This window comes from Streptomyces sp. NPDC004629, from assembly GCF_042873595.1.
Classification (GTDB): domain Bacteria; phylum Actinomycetota; class Actinomycetes; order Streptomycetales; family Streptomycetaceae; genus Streptomyces.
Genome location: NZ_JBIALO010000010.1, coordinates 272,069 through 290,922 on the forward strand (window position 1 = coordinate 272,069; position 18,854 = coordinate 290,922).

The 18,854-nt window shown below is 72.0% G+C and carries 16 protein-coding genes and 1 pseudogene; 12 read left to right on the top strand and 5 right to left on the bottom strand.

The window, feature by feature from the left end; genetic code table 11:
* Window positions 1-23: 23 nt before the first annotated feature.
* The 12 genes from ACFYTE_RS17975 to ACFYTE_RS18030 all read left to right on the top strand — a co-directional run bounded on the left by ACFYTE_RS17975 (window position 24) and on the right by ACFYTE_RS18030 (window position 14,506).
* Window positions 24-2,192: a xanthine dehydrogenase family protein molybdopterin-binding subunit gene (locus ACFYTE_RS17975; protein ID WP_388710666.1), complete on the top strand. Its 2,169-nt coding sequence runs from the start codon at window positions 24-26 to the stop codon at window positions 2,190-2,192.
* Window positions 2,193-2,248: 56 nt separating this feature from the next.
* Complete coding sequence (locus ACFYTE_RS17980) at window positions 2,249-3,232, top strand: XdhC family protein (RefSeq protein ID WP_388710669.1); 984 nt, start codon at window positions 2,249-2,251, stop codon at window positions 3,230-3,232.
* A gap of 362 nt (window positions 3,233-3,594) precedes the next feature.
* Window positions 3,595-4,035 carry a pyridoxamine 5'-phosphate oxidase family protein gene (locus ACFYTE_RS17985; RefSeq protein ID WP_388710672.1) on the top strand — a complete coding sequence of 147 codons (441 nt, stop codon included), beginning with the start codon at window positions 3,595-3,597 and terminating at the stop codon, window positions 4,033-4,035.
* 174 nt (window positions 4,036-4,209) lie between these two features.
* Window positions 4,210-6,471, top strand: a complete 2,262-nt coding sequence (pflB, locus tag ACFYTE_RS17990) for a formate C-acetyltransferase (RefSeq protein ID WP_388710675.1) — start codon at window positions 4,210-4,212, stop codon at window positions 6,469-6,471.
* The gene (pflA, locus tag ACFYTE_RS17995) at window positions 6,468-7,217 is read left to right on the top strand and encodes a pyruvate formate-lyase-activating protein (protein WP_388710678.1); all 750 of its coding nucleotides are present in this window, start codon (window positions 6,468-6,470) and stop codon (window positions 7,215-7,217) included. The genes pflB and pflA overlap by 4 nt, the downstream gene beginning before the upstream one ends.
* A 60-nt stretch (window positions 7,218-7,277) precedes the next feature.
* Entirely contained in the window at window positions 7,278-8,204 is a 927-nt protein-coding gene (locus tag ACFYTE_RS18000) for a universal stress protein (RefSeq protein ID WP_388710681.1), read from the top strand.
* A gap of 186 nt (window positions 8,205-8,390) precedes the next feature.
* Window positions 8,391-9,086, top strand: a complete 696-nt coding sequence (locus tag ACFYTE_RS18005; RefSeq protein WP_388710683.1) for a response regulator — start codon at window positions 8,391-8,393, stop codon at window positions 9,084-9,086.
* 220 nt (window positions 9,087-9,306) lie between these two features.
* The gene (locus ACFYTE_RS18010) at window positions 9,307-9,927 is read left to right on the top strand and encodes a hypothetical protein (RefSeq protein ID WP_388710827.1); all 621 of its coding nucleotides are present in this window, start codon (window positions 9,307-9,309) and stop codon (window positions 9,925-9,927) included.
* A 159-nt stretch (window positions 9,928-10,086) separates the two neighbouring features.
* On the top strand, window positions 10,087-10,992 hold the full coding sequence (locus ACFYTE_RS18015) for a universal stress protein (protein WP_388710686.1): 906 nt from the start codon (window positions 10,087-10,089) through the stop codon (window positions 10,990-10,992).
* 85 nt (window positions 10,993-11,077) lie between these two features.
* Window positions 11,078-12,019, top strand: a complete 942-nt coding sequence (locus ACFYTE_RS18020) for a universal stress protein (RefSeq protein ID WP_388710689.1) — start codon at window positions 11,078-11,080, stop codon at window positions 12,017-12,019.
* An 83-nt stretch (window positions 12,020-12,102) separates the two neighbouring features.
* Complete coding sequence (locus ACFYTE_RS18025) at window positions 12,103-13,116, top strand: 2-hydroxyacid dehydrogenase (RefSeq protein WP_388710692.1); 1,014 nt, start codon at window positions 12,103-12,105, stop codon at window positions 13,114-13,116.
* Between the two features lie 184 nt (window positions 13,117-13,300).
* Window positions 13,301-14,506, top strand: coding sequence for a globin domain-containing protein (locus ACFYTE_RS18030; protein ID WP_388710695.1), 1,206 nt, complete (start codon window positions 13,301-13,303; stop codon window positions 14,504-14,506).
* Window positions 14,507-14,770: 264 nt separating this feature from the next.
* Here the strand turns inward: ACFYTE_RS18030 and ACFYTE_RS18035 are convergent.
* The 5 genes and pseudogenes from ACFYTE_RS18035 to narH form a co-directional block, all read right to left on the bottom strand.
* Window positions 14,771-15,037, bottom strand: a pseudogene (locus ACFYTE_RS18035) (DUF6457 domain-containing protein); the annotation flags it as partial.
* A 90-nt stretch (window positions 15,038-15,127) separates the two neighbouring features.
* Window positions 15,128-15,763 (bottom strand): vitamin K epoxide reductase family protein, encoded by a 636-nt coding sequence (locus ACFYTE_RS18040; RefSeq protein ID WP_388710698.1) that lies wholly within the window; start codon window positions 15,761-15,763, stop codon window positions 15,128-15,130.
* On the bottom strand, window positions 15,760-16,536 hold the full coding sequence (narI, locus tag ACFYTE_RS18045; RefSeq protein ID WP_388710701.1) for a respiratory nitrate reductase subunit gamma: 777 nt from the start codon (window positions 16,534-16,536) through the stop codon (window positions 15,760-15,762). Before narI ends, ACFYTE_RS18040 begins: the two co-directional genes overlap by 4 nt.
* Window positions 16,533-17,324: a nitrate reductase molybdenum cofactor assembly chaperone gene (gene narJ, locus ACFYTE_RS18050; RefSeq protein ID WP_388710703.1), complete on the bottom strand. Its 792-nt coding sequence runs from the start codon at window positions 17,322-17,324 to the stop codon at window positions 16,533-16,535. Before narJ ends, narI begins: the two co-directional genes overlap by 4 nt.
* Window positions 17,321-18,853, bottom strand: coding sequence for a nitrate reductase subunit beta (narH, locus tag ACFYTE_RS18055; protein ID WP_388710706.1), 1,533 nt, complete (start codon window positions 18,851-18,853; stop codon window positions 17,321-17,323). Before narH ends, narJ begins: the two co-directional genes overlap by 4 nt.
* Window position 18,854 lies beyond the last annotated feature (1 nt).

Here is an 18,854-nt window from a genome sequence, read left to right on the forward strand (position 1 = left end):
CACGTCCTGAAGGAGATCACCACATGACCGCCTCCTCGACCGGCCCGTCCCCGGCACCGGCCGGGCACCCGGCCCCCGCGGACACGGCCGCCACGAGCGAGCCGCCCCTGGGAGCCGTCGGCGCCGCGCGGCCCCGTATGGAGGGAACGGTTAAGGTCACCGGCGCGGTGCGCTACGCCGCGGACGAACCGGCGAACGACCTGGCGCACGGCTGGGTCATCACCTCCACGGTGACCCGCGGACGCATCCGCGAGATCGACACCTCCACCGCGCTGGCCATGCCCGGAGTTCTGGGCGTGATCGACCACCGCAACGCGCCCCGGCTCAACCCGGAGGCCGGATCGTTCTTCGGACCCGACGGTGGCATACACCTGTTGCAGAGCGACGAGGTGCCCCACTCCGGCCGGCCGATCGCCCTGGTGGTGGCCGAGACACCGGAGCAGGCCCGATCGGCGGCCACAGCACTGCGGGTGACGTACGAGGAGGAGCCGTACGACGTCGACTTCCGCCTTGAGCACCCGGCCGCCCGGCCGGCGACATCGTTCTTCGGAGAAGACGCCACCGTCGGCGACGTGGACATGGAGCTGGCTGCGAGCACCGTGGTCGTCGACGAGCGCTACGTCACCCCCGAGGTGCACGGCGCAGCCATGGAACCGCACACCGCCACCGCCTGGTGGGAGGACGGACGCCTGCAGATCACCGACTCCAACCAGGGGCCCTTCATGGTCGCCATGACCCTGGCCACGTTGTTCCGTCTCGACCCGAAGCAGGTACGCGTACGCTCTCCGCACGTCGGTGGCGGCTTCGGGTCCAAATCAGGAGGGTGCGGCCCCCAGCTGGTCCTGGCAGTGATGGCCGCGACCATGCTCGACCGTCCCGTACGCGTCACCCTGACCCGGAGCCAGGTCTTCCAGACGGTCTCCATGCGGCCCGCGACCGACCAGCGTGTGCGCATCGGGGCCGACGCCGACGGCCGGCTGCGCGCCCTCGACCACACAGCGGCCTTCGAGGTCTCCCGGCTCGCGGACTACCTGGAGAACTGCACCGAGCTGACCAACACGCTCTACGCGGCACGGGCGATCCGTACCCGCCGCACCGCGGTCCCGGTCGACATCCTGCCGCCGTACTCGGTGCGCGGACCCGGCGCCACACCCGGATCCTTCGCGCTTGAATCCGCCATGGACGAGGTGGCAGAGCGATTGCACATGGACCCCCTCGAACTCCGGCTGCGCAACGAGCCATCCGCCGGCCCCGTCTCCGGCGTGCCGTTCAGCCGCCGCAACCTCATCGCGTGCCTGCACGAGGGCGCTCGCCGGTTCGGCTGGGCCACCCGCGACCACCGGCCGCGGACCCGGAGTGAGGGGCATCTGCTCGTCGGCACAGGGATGGCGGCCACATCCTTCGGCGCCGGGGCGCTGCCCTCGACGGCGTCGATCACCGCCGAGACCGACCAGACCTTCACCGTCGCCATCGGCGCCAGTGACATCGGCACGGGCGCGCGCACCGCGCTGACCGCAGTGGCCGCCGACGCACTGCGGGTACATCCCGAGCGGATACGGCTGCTGATCGCGGACAGCGACCTCGGCCCGGCCTGGGGGGCCGGCGGATCCCGGGGGACGACCTCCTGGTCCTGGGCGATCACCGAGACCGCGGCGAGGCTGCGGTCCCGACTGGACGGCGCCGCGCTGCCGCTGACCGTCTCCTGCGACACCACGGAATCTCTCGGTCGGCTGCCGCTCATGGAACGCCACTCCTACAGCGCCGTGTTCAGCGAGGTGAGTGTCGATCCGGCGACCGGCGAGGTGCGTGTGCGGCGCCTTCTGGGGATGTTCGCCGTGGGCCGCGTGATCAACCCGCTGCTCGCCCGCAGTCAGCTCGTCGGCGGCATGATCATGGGACTGTCGATGGCCCTGCACGAAGAAGGCGTCCGGGACCGTGCCACCGGCCGCCACGTCAACACCGACCTGGCCGGCTACCACATCGCCGCTCACGCCGACGTACCGGACATCGAGGCCGACTTCGTACCCGACTACGAACCCGGCGATCCGTCGGGCATCAAAGGCGTCGGGGAAATCGGCACCGTCGGCACCGCGGCCGCGATCGCGAACGCCGTCTGGCACGCCACCGGACGACGGCACCGGACACTCCCGATCCGACTGGACCGCGTACTCGAAGAACACCCGCCGAAGTGATGCCATGAGCCCGCCGGGTGAAGCGCAACGATCGTTCGACCAGGAGGAGGAGCACCGTGCTGGGTGAGGTCTGGCCGTTCGTCGACGCGCACCACCGTTGCGGCCGGCCCGTCGTCCTGGCCCGCCTGGTGGGCCGCGACGGCCCCGGCTCCCGACCGCCGGGCGCCACCATGGCCGTGGCCGCCGACGGCACATGGCGGGGCTCCCTGTCCGGCGGCTGCGTCGAAGGGACCATCCTCGACCTGGCCCGCCGCGTACTCGACGGCGCCGGACCGCACCTGACGTCCGTGACGCCCGGGGAACACCTTCTGCCCTGGGAGGAGACACCTGCGTGCACCGGCGAGCTGCGGGTGCTGATGACCCCCGCGCCGGCCGATCCGGTCCACTCCGCGATCACCGCGGCGCTGGCCGACGGCCGTCCGCTGGCGGTCCGGGTCGGCCTGGAACCGCCCTACGCATGGTCCGTTGCGTCCGGCACCGGCCAATTGCAAGGCAACGGAGCGGGCTTCACCGAGGAACTACCACGACGCCGGCGGCTCGTGCTCGTCGGTGCCACGGACCTCGCCGCGGCCGTGGCGGTCATGGCCGAGCCGCTGCACCGCAGCGTCGTCGTCCTCGACCCACGGCCCCGGCACATAACCTCCGGGGCTCTCCCGGACAGCGCCGCCATCGTCCGCGCGTGGCCCGACGAATGGATCGGTCGACACCGTCTCGATGCCCGCGACGCCGTCGTGATCCTCAGCCATGACCCACGCATCGACGACCCCGCCATCCGCGCCGCACTCGCCGCCGACGTGGGGTACATCGCCGTGCTGGGCAGCCGAGCCACCCATGCCCAACGCCTGCGACGCCTGGCCGGCACCACGGGGACCGACCGGCTGTCCGGCCCCGCCGGCCTCGACCTCGGAGGAGTCTCACCCGCCGAAACGGCCCTGTCCGTGCTCGCCGAACTCGTCGCCGTGGAGAACGGCCGCGGCGGGCACCGGCTCCGCGACGGTGACCTGCCGATCCACACCGGCACCACAGCCACCCACGCGTGACCGAACCGTCGGAGAGGATCCGGGACTGCTCGCCACGGTCCGCCTCTTTGGGCCGCGCGATCCGCGCACAGCAGGGCACCGGGTGCCTCGCTCCGCTTTCCCGGCCCCGCCGGGACCCCGCGGTCGCTGCACATGGTCACGCAGGCCGGGCAAGGGCAATCGCACGGGCCCCGACCGGCTGCGGGCCGGCCAGGTGATCCGGCTCGGATACGGCCCCGAGGGACCGGTCGGCCCTCCTCGGGCACCCCGCTGCCCCGGGCCGCTCTCCGGTGGGGCGGGACAGGTGGTCCCTCACACGCACCCGGCGCCGGGCTCAGCATGGAGCGCGATCCCCTCCCACCGGCCGAAGGGCGGGCCGTCTCATGTACCCGAACGATGCCTTCCGTGAACTCGGCCGGCAGGAGTGCCTGCGCCTGCTGGCCACGGCACGGGTCGGCCGTATCGTGTTCACGCGCCAGGCCCTGCCCGCGGTGCTGCCGGTCACCTTCCGTGTGGACGGCGACGGGGCGGTGCTGCTGCGCACCTCCGCGGCCTCGGAACTGGTGCGCGCCGTCGACGGCGCGGTCGTCGCCTTCGAGGCGGACGCGGTCGACGTCGGCACACGGACCGGATGGAGCGTCGTCGTGACCGGCCGGGCGGCCGTCGTGACCGACCGCGCCGAACGCGAACGCCTGGAACGGACCGGCCTTCGCTCCTGGACTCCCTCACCCGCGGAGGTCTTCGTGCGTGTCGGACCCGACCTGGTCACCGGGTGTGAACTCGTCGGCGGGCGCTCGATCCACGGCTTGCACGTATCGGCCTGAACGGCGGCGCCGGCACCCTGCCGGGGACCGAACGGCCCTGTGGAGAGAGGCCGGACGGCACGCACACAGGTTCCCGCGGGCCCTGCCGCGGGCGGCGGGCGGCGACGATCATCGTCATCGGAGCCGCCCACGGTATCCCCCGTGAGCGGTGTCGTGAACGATGCGGAGGCAGTGATGACCGTGGCAACCCGTCCGGACGTGGAGGTGCCCGCCGAGGCATGGCGCGGATTCGCCGGCCGGCGCTGGCGCGAGCGGATCGACGTACGCGACTTCATCCAGGCCAACTACACGCCCTACGAGGGCGGTCCGGAGTTCCTGGCCGGACCGACCGAGCGATCGCTCACCGTCTGGCACAAGGTCAGCGCCCTGTTCCCGGAGGAACGGCGCAAGGGCGTCCTCGACGTGGACACCGCCACCCCTTCCACGATCACCTCGCACGGCCCGGGCTACATCGAACGGGAGCGTGAACTGATCGTCGGGCTGCAGACCGACGCCCCGCTGAAGCGGGCGATCATGCCGGCCGGCGGTCTCCGGATGGTCGAGAACGGCCTGAAGGCCTACGGCTACGAGCCCGACCCGTTCGTGACCAACGTCTTCGGCACCTACCGCAAAACACACAACGACGGCGTCTTCGATGCCTACACACCCGAAATGCGGGCCGCACGCAAGGCCGGGATCATCACCGGGCTGCCCGATGCCTACGGCCGCGGCCGGATCATCGGCGACTACCGGCGGGTGGCGCTCTACGGCACCGACCGGCTCATCGAGGCCAAGCGGGCCGAGCGGGCCCTGCTGGACGACCGGCCCTCCACCCAGTACGTCATCCGCGACCGCGAGGAACTGGCCGAGCAGATCCGCGCGTTGGGCGAGCTGACACGGATGGCAGCGTCCTACGGCTGCGACGTCACCCGCCCCGCGTCCACCGCGCAGGAGGCGGTGCAGTGGCTCTACCTCGGCTTCCTGGCCGCGGTGAAGGAGCAGAACGGCGCCGCGATGTCCCTCGGCCGCACCTCGACCTTCCTGGACGTCTACCTCCAGCGCGACCTGGACGAGGGGCGCATCGACGAGACACGGGCGCAGGAGCTGGTCGACGACTTCGTCATCAAGCTGCGGATCGTGCGCTTCCTGCGCACCCCCGAGTACGACGCGCTGTTCTCCGGCGACCCCACCTGGGTGACGGAGTCCATCGGCGGCATCGGCACCGACGGCCGCACACTCGTCACCCGCAGCTCCTTCCGTTTCCTGCAGACCCTCTACAACCTCGGGCCCGCCCCGGAGCCCAATCTCACGGTGCTGTGGTCGCCCCGACTGCCGGAAGCGTTCAAGGAGTTCTGCGCCCAGGTCTCCATCGACACCAGCTCCATCCAGTACGAGTCCGACGACCTGATGCGCCCCCGCACCGGCGACGACACCGCGATCGCCTGCTGCGTCTCCGCGATGGCGGTGGGCCGGCAGATGCAGTTCTTCGGTGCCCGCGTCAACCTCGCCAAGGCACTGCTGTACGCGATCAACGGCGGCCGGGACGAGATGACCGGTGAACAGGTCGCACCCGGGACGCCCGCCCTGACCGGGGAGTACCTGGCCTACGAGGAACTGTCGGCGGCGTACGACCGGATACTGGAATGGCTGGCGCAGACGTACGTCAACACGCTCAACGTCATCCACTACATGCACGACAAGTACGCCTACGAGCGGATCGAGATGGCCCTGCACAACCATCCCGTGCACCGCTACATGGCCTGCGGCATCGCCGGTCTTTCGGTCGCCGTGGACAGCCTGTCGGCCGTCAAGTACGCCCGGGTGAAGGTGATCCGGGACGACACCGGGCTGGCCGTGGACTACGAGGTCGAGGGCGAGTACCCGGCGTACGGCAACAACGACGACCGAGCCGACGGCATCGCCGTCGACCTGGTGGAATCCTTCATGGCCAAGGTGCGCGAGCACCCCACCTACCGGGACGCCGAGCACACCCAGTCCGTGCTGACCATCACCTCCAACGTGGTCTACGGCAAGCGCACCGGCAACACCCCCGACGGCCGACGCGCCGGACAGCCCTTCGCACCCGGTGCGAACCCGATGAACGGCCGGGACCGGCACGGGGTCGTCGCGTCGGCCCTGTCGGTGGCGAAGCTGCCGTACGAGCAGGCGTCCGACGGGATCTCCCTGACCACGACCATCACGCCCGAGGGGCTGGGCCACAACCCCGCGGAACGTGCGGGCAACCTGGTCGGCATCCTCGACGGGTACATGAACTCCGGTGGCTTCCACATGAACGTCAACGTGCTGAACCGGGCGACCCTTGAGGACGCCATGGAACACCCGGAGAAGTACCCGGAGCTGACCATCCGGGTCTCCGGATACGCGGTCAACTTCGTCCGCCTGACGCGCGAGCAGCAGCTCGACGTGATCAGCCGGACCTTCCACGGGTCGCTGTGAACGCCACGACGGCGCCGACGACGACCGGCCGGATCCACTCCTGGGACCTGTCCACCGGCGTGGACGGTCCCGGGACCCGGTTCGTCCTGTTCGTCAGCGGCTGCCCGTTGCGCTGCCTCTACTGCGCGAACCCCGACACCTGGCACCTGCGGGACGGGCGGAAGACCTCGGTCGACGAGGTGATGACGGAGATCGAGAAGTACCGGGGCTTCGTGACGACGGCCGGGGGAGGGGTGACGATCACCGGCGGCGAGCCGCTGCTCCAGCCGGTCTTCACCGGGTCCCTGCTGCGACGCTGCAAGGAGGCCGGGCTGCACACGGCCCTGGACACCTCCGGTTTCCTGGGCGTCCGCGCCCACGACGACCTTCTGGCCGACGTCGACCTGGTACTGCTGGACATCAAGTCGTTCGACATCGCCACCTACCGCATGCTCACCGGTGGCCGGCTGGCCCCCACGCTGAGTTTCGCCGCCCGCCTGGACCGGCTGGGTGTCCCCGTCCACATCCGCTACGTCCTCGTCCCGGGCTGGACGGACGACCCGTCCGCCGTCGACGGCCTCGGCGCCTTCCTGGCCGGGCTGGGCAACGTCGACCGGGTGGACGTCCTGCCGTTCCACAAGCTCGGCGCCCACAAGTACGACGCCCTCGGCATCGACTTCCCGCTGCGCGACACCCCCGTCCCGACCCCCGAGCTGACGCAGCGGGTGCGTGAACAGCTGCGGGAACACGGCCTGCGGGCGCTGTGAGCCGAGCGGCGCGCCGCACCCGAGCCGGTCACCCACGCGCATCCGAGAAGGAGGTCCAGCATGGCCCGCACCATCGCCGTCGGCGTGGACGGCTCACCCGGCAGTCTCGCCGCCGCCGACTGGGCCGCCCGGGAGGCCGAGCGCCGCGATATCCCGCTGCGTCTGGTCCATGCCCTGCGGCGGCCTTCCTTCAGGCATGTGTCCCCGGGCGGGACCCGCACACCGTCAGCACGCCACGAGTGGCCGAGCGGTACGGCGGACCGCCTGCTGAGTGAGGCCGCCGCGAGGATCGCGTGCCACCACCCCGATCTGACGATCAGCACCGACCGCGTTCCCGCAGAACCGGTCTCCGCTCTGCTCACAGCGGCCGAGGACGCCGATCTGGTGGTGCTCGGCACACACGGTCCGCGCGGCGGCGTCGCGAGTGCCCTGGCGGGCTCCGTCGCCCATGCGCTCGTGGCGCGCAGCCGACGCCCCGTCATCCTCGTACGGGACGGACGCCTCCAGGGCGAGCACCAAAGCGGCGCCCTGGGGAGCGCGGCCGAGACCCCTGCGGTCCGCGATGTCGTCCTGGGCCTCGATGCGACGCATCCGCACGATGCCGTGATCGAGTTCGCGTTCGACGCGGCCTTGTGCCGCGCAGCGAGCCTGCGCATCGTCCACGGCTGGAGCGCGGCGTCCCACTCCCACGGCAGGAGCGGCCCTGCCGATGGCGGACAGCCGGCCGAGCCGGCCGCGGCGACGGGAGGGCCCACACTGTCCGCGGTGCTGGATCGCTGGCGGAGCAGGTACCCCGGTGTCGAGGTGGTGGAGCAGGCGGTGATCGGCAGGGCCGGCTCGCACCTGTCCGAGGCCTCGCAGGACGCGTCCCTGGTCGTGATCGGCCGCACCCCGCGCCGGCTGCCCGTCGGCGCGGCGATCGGTCCGGTCGCCCGGGCCCTGCTGGAGCACAGCACGGCACCGGTGGCGGTGGTGCCGCACGACTGAGTCCGTCCGAATCCGTCTTCGGCCGCACCGCGGTGGTGACCGCCTCGGGCAGGGGAGAGCGGGGTGAATGAAGAGAGGGCCTACCGGCCCTGGCCCTTCGGCCCCACTGCGAGAAAGATCTCCCTACGGAATCCGATACCGTCCACGAACGGACAGCGTCGCGACAGGCGGAACAGGGAGCATGTGATGGCGGACAGCGAGCAGCGCGGCCCCGACGGCCCGATCGGGGTCTTCCTGCTGGACGACCACGAGGTCGTACGGCGAGGCGTGCGCGACCTGCTGAACGACGAACCGGACATCGAGGTCATCGGCGAGGCCGGCACGGCGGAGCAGGCCCTGGCTCGGGTCCCTGCGACGCGGCCCCGGGTCGCGGTGCTCGATGTGCGCCTGCCCGACGGCGACGGCGTGACGGTGTGCCGGGAGCTGCGCTCGCGGATGCCCGGACTGGCCTGCCTGATGCTGACCTCCTTCGACGACGAGGAGGCCCTCCTCGACTCGATCATGGCGGGCGCCTCCGGGTACGTCCTGAAACAGATCCAGGGCTCGGACCTGGTGTCGGCCGTACGCACCGTGGCGGCCGGCCAGTCGCTGCTCGACGCGAGCGCCACCACCAAGCTGATGGCCCGGCTGCGCGGTGACCGGCAGCAGGAGGAGCAGCCGGATGCCCTGCCCGGCCTGACGGACCGCGAGCGGGAGATCCTGGCACTGGTCGGTGAGGGGCTGACCAACCGTCAGATCGGCCAGCGCCTGTACCTGGCCGAGAAGACGGTGAAGAACCACATCTCCCGTCTCCTGGCCAAACTCGGCGTGGAACGCCGCATCCAGGCCGCCGTCATCGCCACCCAGGCCAAGGACCGGCACAAGCAGGAGGGTCATCGCTGACCTCCGGGCGGCGGCCGGGATCCCGTGATGTCGCGCTCCACGCCCCGTGAAGGAGGCCGGAGTTGACGGAAGGACGGCATCCCGGCCAACGGGCCCGGCAGACAGGGACGTTCAGCCCCACCGGCAAAGACCTTCGGCATCCGGCACAACCCCGCGCAGCCGACGAGAGTAAGCGGTGTCAGGCCATCACGACCTGCACATCCCCGAAGGGATCACCGCCATGGCCGTGCACGAGCACTCTCACCGAAGCCCGGGCTTCCATCTGTCGTTCCGCAGACACCGGACCGGCTCCGTGGTCGCTGTGTCGGCACGCGCCGGCACCCGCACCACGCCTGCCTACGCCCTCGCGTCCCTGCGCATCCTGACCGGGTTCGTCTTCCTGTGGGCGTTCCTCGACAAGACCTTCGGCCTTGGTTACGCCACGGCGTCCGGCAAGGGCTGGATGGACGGCGGGTCCCCGACGAAGGGCTTCCTCAGCTCCGTCGCGGCGGGGCCCATGGCCTCCACGTTCCACTCGTGGGCCGGTGCCGGCTGGGCGGACTGGTTGTTCATGCTCGGTCTGCTCGGCGTCGGCGCGGCCGTCATGGCCGGTGTGGCGCTGCGGCCGGCCGCCGTGGCGGGTACCGCGATGATGGCGCTGATGTGGATCGCCGAGTGGCCGCCGGCCAGGCATCTGTCCGACGGGTCGCCGACCATGTCGACAAACCCGTTCGTCGACTACCACGTGATCTACGCGGTGGCACTGATCGCCGTGGCGGTCGCCGGCGCGGGCGCCACCTGGGGCCTGGGCCGCCTGTGGGGAGGGCTCCCCGTCGTCCGCGACCGCGCCTGGCTGCGCTGACCCCACGCCGGGACGGACCCGCCCGGGGACGTCCCGCCGGCCGGTGCACGGGGCCCATCGCCCCCGCTGGGCAGGACCAGTGGCACCTGCCGCCCGAAGACCCCCGAACACGACGTCGGCATCGGGTACCCGCGGTACCCGATGCAGGAGGTGGAGATCATGCCCCGCACCATCACCGTGGGCCTCGACGGCTCACCCGGGAGCCGTGCCGCCGCGGCCTGGGCGGCCCGCGAGGCGGAACTGCGCGGACTGCCCGTGAAACTGGTCCAGGTCTGGGAGCCGGTACCCGCCCCCATGGCACAGGCATCGCTGCTCGGTGCCGAGACCCAGCAGCACTGGACCGAGCGTATTCCCCGGGAGTCCGCCGAGGGCCTGCGGCTGCGCCACCCCGGCCTTGAGGTGAGCACCGAGCATGTCACCGGACGGCCCGCCGAGGTCCTGGCCAGGACGGCGAAGGACGTCGAACTGCTCGTCCTCGGCTCACGCGGGCTGAGCGGGATCGGCGGCTTCCTGGTCGGCTCGGTCGGTCTCGCCGTCATCGCCCACGCCGAGCGTCCCGTCGTGCTGGTCCGCGCCGGTGAGCAGGCCGCCGACGAGCACGAGAAGGACCCGGCCGGCGCCCCGTCCAGCACGACCCCCTTCCGCCCCGTCGTCCTCGGACTCGATGTCAACAGCCCCGATGAGGCGCTGATCGGGTTCGCCTTCGAGGCCGCCGCGCGCCGCAGGGCGCCGTTGCGGGTCGTGCACGGCTGGAACCCGCCGCCCTACTTCGCCTACGGCATGACCCTGGACCCCGGCGTCCAGCAGTCGTTGGCGGAGGGCGACGCGGCCGCCCTGACCGAGGTGCTGCGCCCGTGGCGCCAGAAGTTCCCCGACACCGAGGTGGTCGAGGAGTCCCGCTTCGGCAGCCCCTCGACCCTGCTGATCGACGCCTCCCGCGGGGCCTCGCTCGTCGTCGTGGGCCGACGTGCCCGCCGCTCCCTGGTCGGTGCCCACATCGGCACGGTCACCCATGCCGTACTGCACCACGTCACCGCCCCCGTCGCCGTTGTCGCGCACGACTGACACGCCGAACCGGTCGCCGTCCGCAGGGGCCGCAGCCGCCGGACGCCGGCACCAACGAGCAGTTGTCCTACAGGAGGTGGGCACCATGCATGGGCCCGTCATCGCCGGAGTCAACGGATCGGCCGAGAGCCTTGCCGCCGCCGAGTGGGCCGCCCGCGAGGCGGCGCGCCGTGACCGGTCGCTGCGACTGGTGCACGTCGGCAACCGGCACTCCCGTCGGAGTGACGGCGGGTCCTTCCCCAAGCGGCCCGCTGCGCGCCAGGAGGCGGCCGCGCCCGGCGCCGCCGAGCGGCACCTGGCCCGGCGCGTCCTTCGGGAGGCGGAGCAGCGGGCGCGCCGCGCCGTCCCCGGTGTACGCGTCACCGGCGAGCCGGTCGAGGGTACGGCGACCGCGGCCCTGCTGAAGGCCGCCGAGCAGGCCGCGGTGCTGGTACTGGGCTCGCGCGGCCTGAGCGGTGTCGCCGGATTCCTGGTGGGCTCGGTCGCCCTGGGCGTGGTGGCGCGCGCCACCGGCCCCGTCGTCCTGGTCCGGATGGGGGAGGACAACGAGGACGACCATGTCCCGGCGGCGTACGACGGTCCCCCGGCCCGCACCGGCCACCGGGACGTGGTGCTCGGTCTGGACGTCGCGGATCCGTGCGACGAGGTGATCGAGTTCGCCTTCGAGGCGGCGAGGCTGCGAAAGGCCCGGCTGCGTGTCGTGTACGCCTGGCAGCCACCGTCCGCGCTCGGCCTGGGCCCCGGTGACATCGCCCTGGTGAACGACCCGTACCGGGCGCAGGAGTGGCGGGGTTTCCTGTCCGCCGTGCTCCAGGTGTGGCGGGACAAGTATCCCGAGGTCGGGATCCTGGAGACGGTCGTACGGGAGAAGGCGTCGACCGCACTGGTGCGGGCCGCCTTCGGGGCTCGCCTGCTCGTGGTGGGCCGTCATCTCGCCGACCGGCCGGTGCGGGTGCGCACGGGGCCCGTCACCCACGCCGTGGTCCATCACGTGCGGTGCCCCGTGGCCGTCGTCCCCCACCGCTGAGCCGCCCCACCGGTCCTCACCGTGGCCGTGCTCTGCGCCTACGGTGGAGGGGGAGATCACCCGGAGCGACAGGAGGAGAACAAGTGGAGATCGTTGCGTACGGTGTCCTCGTGGACGAGGAGCCGTTGCTGCGCAAGGAGTTCGACACGGCGTTCGCGGATCGTCACGAGCTGCGCTGTCTGAGGCTCTTCCTGGACCGGGACACCGTGCCGACCGCCGCGGGCCACGAGGTCGTGCTCAGCAGCGTCAACGACACCCTGGACGCCGACGTTCTGCGCTCACTGGCCGAGGGCGGCACCCGGATGATCGCCCAGCGGTCCACCGGCTACAACAACATCGACGTGACCGCCGCCCGGGAACTCGGCCTGACGGTGGCCCGGGTCTCCGCCTACTCGCCGTACTCGGTCGCCGAGTTCGCCTGGACGCTCGCGCTCGCGGTCGATCGCCGGATCGTCCGTGCCGCGCAACGCACCCGGGAGTTCGACTTCCGGCTCGACGGGCTGATGGGCCGCGACCTGCGCGGCCGCACGGCCGGCGTGGTGGGCACCGGGAAGATCGGGGCCGCGTTCACCCGGATCGCCCACGGGTTCGGCATGCGGCTGCTGGGCTGGGACGTCGCGGAGAATCCCGACTGCCTCGCCCTCGGCATGCAGTATGTGCCGCGCGAGCGGCTGTTCGCCGAAGCGGACCTCGTCAGCCTCCATGTGCCGCTGCTGCCGCAGACCCATCACCTCGTCGACGCCGAGGCCCTGGCTCTGATGAAGGACGACGCGATCCTGGTCAACTCCAGCCGCGGTGGCCTGGTGGACACCGACGCCTTGCTGAGGACACTGCGCGCCGGACGGCTGAGCGGTGTCGGCCTCGACGTGTACGAGGAGGAGGCCGGCGTGTTCTTCCTGGACAAGTCCCTGGAGGTGATGACCGACGAACGCCTCGCGAGGCTGATGACCTTCAGCAACGTCCTGGTCACCTCGCACCAGGCCTACTTCACCAGGGACGCCGTCGGCCAGATCGCCCGGACCACCGTGGCCAACATCGAGGACCACCTCGCCGGCACCACCGGCGACAACACGCTCGTCCGCCCCGATACGGTGTGACACCCGCCGGGGTGCCGACCCCCGCCGGGGACCGGACCGATGGGCCCTGCCGCCAGGGAAGTTCGGCCCTAACCCCGGGTGACCGCCATCGGGATGATCGATGTGTCGGTCGGGCCCGCATCGAGGGCTCCGGCCGTGACGGTGAGCGCCGTCCCTCTACCTGCCTACATCTCAGGGGAGTTCCATGCTTTCGCCCGAGTCGGCCGCTGTCGTCCGCGCCACCCTGCCCGCTGTCGGCGGGGCCCTGGACCGGATCACGGCGCGCTTCTACGGCACCATGTTCGCCGAGCAGCCGGAGCTGCTGGACGGCCTGTTCAACCGTGCCAACCAGGCCAGCGGTGAACAGCGCCAGGCCCTGGCCGGATCCATCGCGGGCTTCGCCCGGGCCCTGCTGGCCGACCCGGACGCCCGCCCGGACGCGCTGCTGTCCCGGATCGCCCATAAACACGCGGCGCTGGGCATCACCGAGGACCAGTACACCATCGTGCACAAGTACCTGTTCCGCGCGATCGGCGATGTGCTGGGGGAGGCGGTGACCCCGGAGGTGGCCGCCGCCTGGGACGAGGTGTACTGGCTGATGGCCGGCGCGCTCATCGCCCGGGAGGCCCGCCTCTACCAGCAGGCACAGGTGGACCCGCGCAAGCCGTGGCGGCCGTGGACCGTGGTGGAGCGACGGGAGGAGACCTGGGACGTGGTCTCCTTCCTGCTGCGCCCGGCCGACGACGGCCCCCTGCCCCCGGCGCGTGCCGGACAGTACGTCAGCGTCCGGGTGCTCATGCCCGACGGCATCCACCAGACCCGCCAGTACAGCCTCTCCAACGCTCCCGGCGGCCGGTTGCGGCGTATCACCGTCAAGCGGGTGGCGAGCGTCGCCGACGCCCCCGAGGGCGAGGTCTCCAACCAGTTGCACCGCACCGTGCGCGTCGGCGACGAACTCACCTTGTCGGCCCCGTTCGGAGACGTGGTCCTGGACGACGCCGACACCCCGCTCGTGCTGGTCTCCGCCGGCATCGGATGCACCCCGATGGCCGGCATGCTCGAACACCTCGCCGCCACCGGTTCGTCCCGGCCGGTGTGGGTCCTGCACGCCGACCGCACCCCGGCCGACCACGCCCTGCGCGCCGAGACCCGGCGTCTGGTGGAGCAACTGCCGGATGCCCGAGCGGAGTTGTGGTACGAACAGGACGAGAACGAGGAACCGGGCTCTCATGCGGGCCTGATGGACCTCGACGGCCTGGGCCTGCCCGCCGACGCCGACGTGTATCTGTGCGGCTCGCTCCCCTTCATGCGTGCCGTCCGCGCCCAGCTGCTCCAGGCCGGCATCCCCGCGCGCAGTATTCGTTACGAGGTGTTCGGCCCCGACCTGTGGCTGGCGCACGCCGAGGACTGAGACCCGCGGCAACGCCTGGTGGTCAGCTGCCCGCGGGGCTGTCCGGTGCGGCCGGACTCCCGGCGGGCAGCGTGACGCTGGGCTCGACCGCGCGCACGGTGTGCGGCGGCCGGGCGGGCAGGTGGAGCCAACTGCCCGGTGCCGCCTCGCGTCTTCTGCCCGCCGAGCACGAGGTCGAGGCGGCCCATGACAGGCGGTGGCAGGCGGTCCCGGCGGCGGTGGAAGACGCCGCGTATCGCCCGGCGCGCGCACTGCGGGTGCCTGTCATGCGCCTGCGGACCCGGCGCCGCGGTCGGTCTCGTCGGCCCAGCGGGCGGCGAGTGCCGTGGCGCGCCGGGCCGCGGCGGCCACCGCTTCGGGGCCGCCGCCCGCACGCCCCGCCGCATATCCGACCAGGAACGTCGTCAGCGGGGCGGCCGGCCGGGCGACGCCGTGAGCGGCCTTCCCCGCGAGGGCGAGCAGCAGGTCCCGGTCGACTTCGAGGTCGATTCCCAGATCGGCCTGCACGGCGGCCGTCCATTCCTTCAGTACGTCGTCCACGATCATCGTTCCTTCCTCTGCGCGGCCCTCGACCGAGGGCCGCGCGCTGTGTGTCTTCAAACTGTCATGGCCTGTGGCCGGCTACAGCAGGCTGCTCCAGTACGGCCAGAAGCGGGTGAGAACCAGCAGGGCGATCACCCCGTACCAGGCGGTGAGCAGCATTCCGTGCGTGTCCCGGAGGAAGTCCAGCATGCCCCGGGGAGCGGGGACGACTCCCCGTTCCAGGCAGTGCAGGGTCAGATACCAGAACAGCGCGATGGTGGCGACCCAGACGACGGCGCAGTAGGGGCAGATCTTGCCCAGCCCGTAGAGCGACTGCCCCATCAGCCAGTGCACGAACACCACTCCGGCCAGCGCCCCGGCGTCCAGCGCCAGCCACAGCCTGCGGTGCAGGCGCGCCCCGGACAGCACGGCGACGCCCAGGGCGGTCACGGCGGCGAAGCCACCCAGCCCGAGCAGCATGTTGGGGAAGCCGAACAGGCGGCCCTCCGGGCTGGACATGACGCTGCCGCAACTCACGACCGGGCTGATGTTGCAGGGCGGCTGATAGGCGGGGTCACGGAGCAGCCGCCAGTCGTCCACGGTCAGCTCGAAGGAGGCGAGCCAGCCGACGATCCCGGTCAGCAGCATGACCAGGCCCGTGCGGCGGCTCGCTCCCACGGCAGGCGCGGCCCGCGCGGACGTGGGGTCCGGCGCGAGCGCGGATCCGTGACTCATACGGGGCGCCGGGAGGTGGAGGCCGGCCGGGACCGGTGCGCGGGCGTCGCGGCCGGGGTGGCACGCCGCCGGTAGACCAGGTAGGGCCTCACCAGGTAGCCGATCGGGACGCTCCACACGTGCACGAGCCGGGTGAAGGGCCAGACCGCGAAGAGGAGGAAGGCGGTCAGGGCGTGCAGCTGGAACAGCAGCGGCGCACCGGCCATCGCCTCGGGCTGCGGCTGGAGGGTGAAGACGCCACGGAACCAGACGGAGACGGTCTGCCGGTAGTCGTAGCCGGGTCCGAAGACGTTGTGCGCGGCGGTGGCGGTGATGCCCAGCAGGACCGTGGCGGACAGCAGCGGGAAGAGGAGTTTGTCGCTGCGGTCGGTGCCCAGACGGATCCGGCGGGTCAGCAGCCGGCGGGCGGACAGCATGCCCAGGCCGGTGACCATGGCCACGCCCGCCACCGAGCCCGCCCAGACGGCCGTGGTGTGGTAGGCGTGCTCGCTGATGCCGGCCGCCTCGGTCCAGGAGGCGGGCACCACCAGCCCGCCCACATGCCCGGCGATCACCATGAAGGCGCCCAGATGGAACAGCGGGCTGCCCCAGCGCAGCCACCGGTGTTCGAGGAGCTGGCTGGTGCGGGAGGTCCAGCCGAACTGGTCGTGCCGGTAGCGCCAGACGTGCCCGGCCAGGAAGACGGCGAGGCAGACGTAGGGGACGGCGACCCACAGGAGCAGATCGGTGCCGCTCGCCGAGGCGGCGGCCAGGGGGTCGGGTACGGCGTTCATCGGGGGCCTTCCGTACGGCTGGTCGGGGCGGGCGGTACGCGGGTCGGCGGGGCGGGCGCCGGTGGCACGAAGGTGCCCGGCGGGGCGAACTCGCCGTGGCCGTAGTCCCCGTAGGGGGCGAGGCCGACCTCTTCGTTCGGCGGGCCCTCGGTGACGAGCCGGTCCACCGCGGCCCGGTCGGCCTCGGTGGGCGGTGGCAGCAGCGTGAACAGCGCGGCCAGGACGTGCCGGTAGGGCGAGTCCGCGTCGGCCAGGGCGCGGTGGATCAACTCCAGCCCTCGCCGGTGCTGGCGCAGCGGTGCCTCGCCGCGCCCCGGACCGGCCAGGGCGGCGAACTCCAGGACGACCGGCAGGTGGTCGGGCAGTTCACCGCCGTCGATGTCCCAGCCCGCGGCGCGGTACCGCTGGTTCAGGGTGAGCAGGGCCATGCCGCGGCGGCGGGTGTCGCCGTGCAGGTAGTAGGTGAGGTAGAGGCTGCTCCTGCGGCGCAGGTCGAACGTCGCGACGTAGTGCTGCTCCAGGGCCTCCTGCTCCTGGCCGGCGAACCAGGTGGTGAAGGCGGCCAGATGCGTGGCGGCGGGTGAGGCCGGCAGCGCGTCGACCGTCGCGGTGAGCACGGGCCGGGCGGCGGCGAGTTCGGTGTCCGGGTACTGCAGCAGCAGCGAGCACAGCCGCAGCAGCAGGGTGCGCGCCTCGTCCTCCTCGGGTGTGCGGGGCGCCGGGCGGCGTACGGCCGCGCGGACGCGGGTGCGGACGATGGCGGGGATCGACGCGGGCAGCGGGCTCATGGACGGCCTCCGGCGGTGTTGCGGCGCAGGGTGGGAATGCCGAGCAGCACGCTCCGGCCGCCGGACGGCGTCGGTTCGCCGGACGTCTCGACCGGGCAGCGGTTCTCCATCGCGGTCAGGGCGGCGGCGTCCTCCTTGTGAGCGGCGGGGACCACGTACCGGTCGGCGTACTTGGCGACGGCCAGCAGCCGGTGCAGGTCCTCCGCCTCGCCGGCGGTGAGCGAGACCGCCTTCAGGACGGTCTCGTCACCCGCCTCGCCGAGGGTGCGTTCGCGCATGTACGAGCGCAGCGCGGTGAGCTTCATCAGCACGCCGGCGACGACGTCGGTGTCCCCGGCGGTGAACAACTCCGCCAGGTATTCCAGCGGGATGCGCAGCCGGGTGACGGCGGCGAAGACGTGGTCGGGATCGTCCTGGTTGCCGCCTGCCGCGTCGACGGCGTCGAGGACGGGGGAGAGCGGGGGCACATACCAGACCATCGGCAGGGTGCGGTACTCGGGATGCAGCGGCAGGGCGACCCGGTACTTCGCGACCAGGGCGTACACCGGGGAGCGGCGGGCCGCGTCCAGCCAGTCCTCCGGGATGCCGGAGGCACGGGCGGCCGCGATCACCTCGGGGTCGTGCGGGTCGAGGAAGACACCGCGCTGGGCGTCGAGGAGGTCCTGCTCGTTGGGGGTGGCCGCGGCCTCGCCGACCCGGTCGGCGTCGTACAGCAGCAGTCCCAGGTAGCGCAGCCGGCCGACGCAGGTCTCGGAGCAGACGGTGGGCTGCCCGGCCTCGATGCGCGGGAAGCAGAAGGTGCACTTCTCGGCCTTGCCGGTGGCGTGGTTGACGTACACCTTCTTGTACGGGCAGGCCGTCACGCACATCCGCCAGCCACGGCAGCGGTCCTGGTCGACCAGGACGATGCCGTCCTCGGCCCGCTTGTACATCGCGCCGGACGGACAGGCGGAGACGCAGGCCGGGTTGAGGCAGTGCTCGCACAGCCGGGGCAGATGGAAGAGGAAGGTCTGCTCGAACTCGAACTTCACCTTCTCGGCCCAGGCGCCGGTCAGGTTGGGGTCGCCGCCCGCGTGCTCGGGTGCGCCGCCGAGCCCGTCCTCCCAGTTGGCGCCCCAGGTGATGGCGGTGGGCCGCCCGGTGAGGACCGAGCGGGGGCGGGCGACCGGGACGTCCTTGCCGGCCGGGGCGTTGACCAGGTTGTCGTAGTCGTAGGTGACCGGCTCGTAGTAGTCCTCGATGCTCGGCAGGTCCGGGTTGGAGAAGAGGGACAGCAGCCGCCTGACCCGGCCTCCGGAGCGCAGCACGAGCCGGCCGCGCCTGTCGAGCGTCCAGCCGCCCTTCCAGTGTTCCTGGTCCTCGTAGCGGCGCGGATAGCCGACACCGGGCTTCGTCTCGACGTTGTTGAACCAGGCGTACTCGACGCCGGTGCGGTTGGTCCACGTCTGCTTGCAGGTGACCGAACAGGTGTGGCAGCCGATGCACTTGTCCAGGTTCATCACCATCGCCACTTGGGCCATCACACGCATC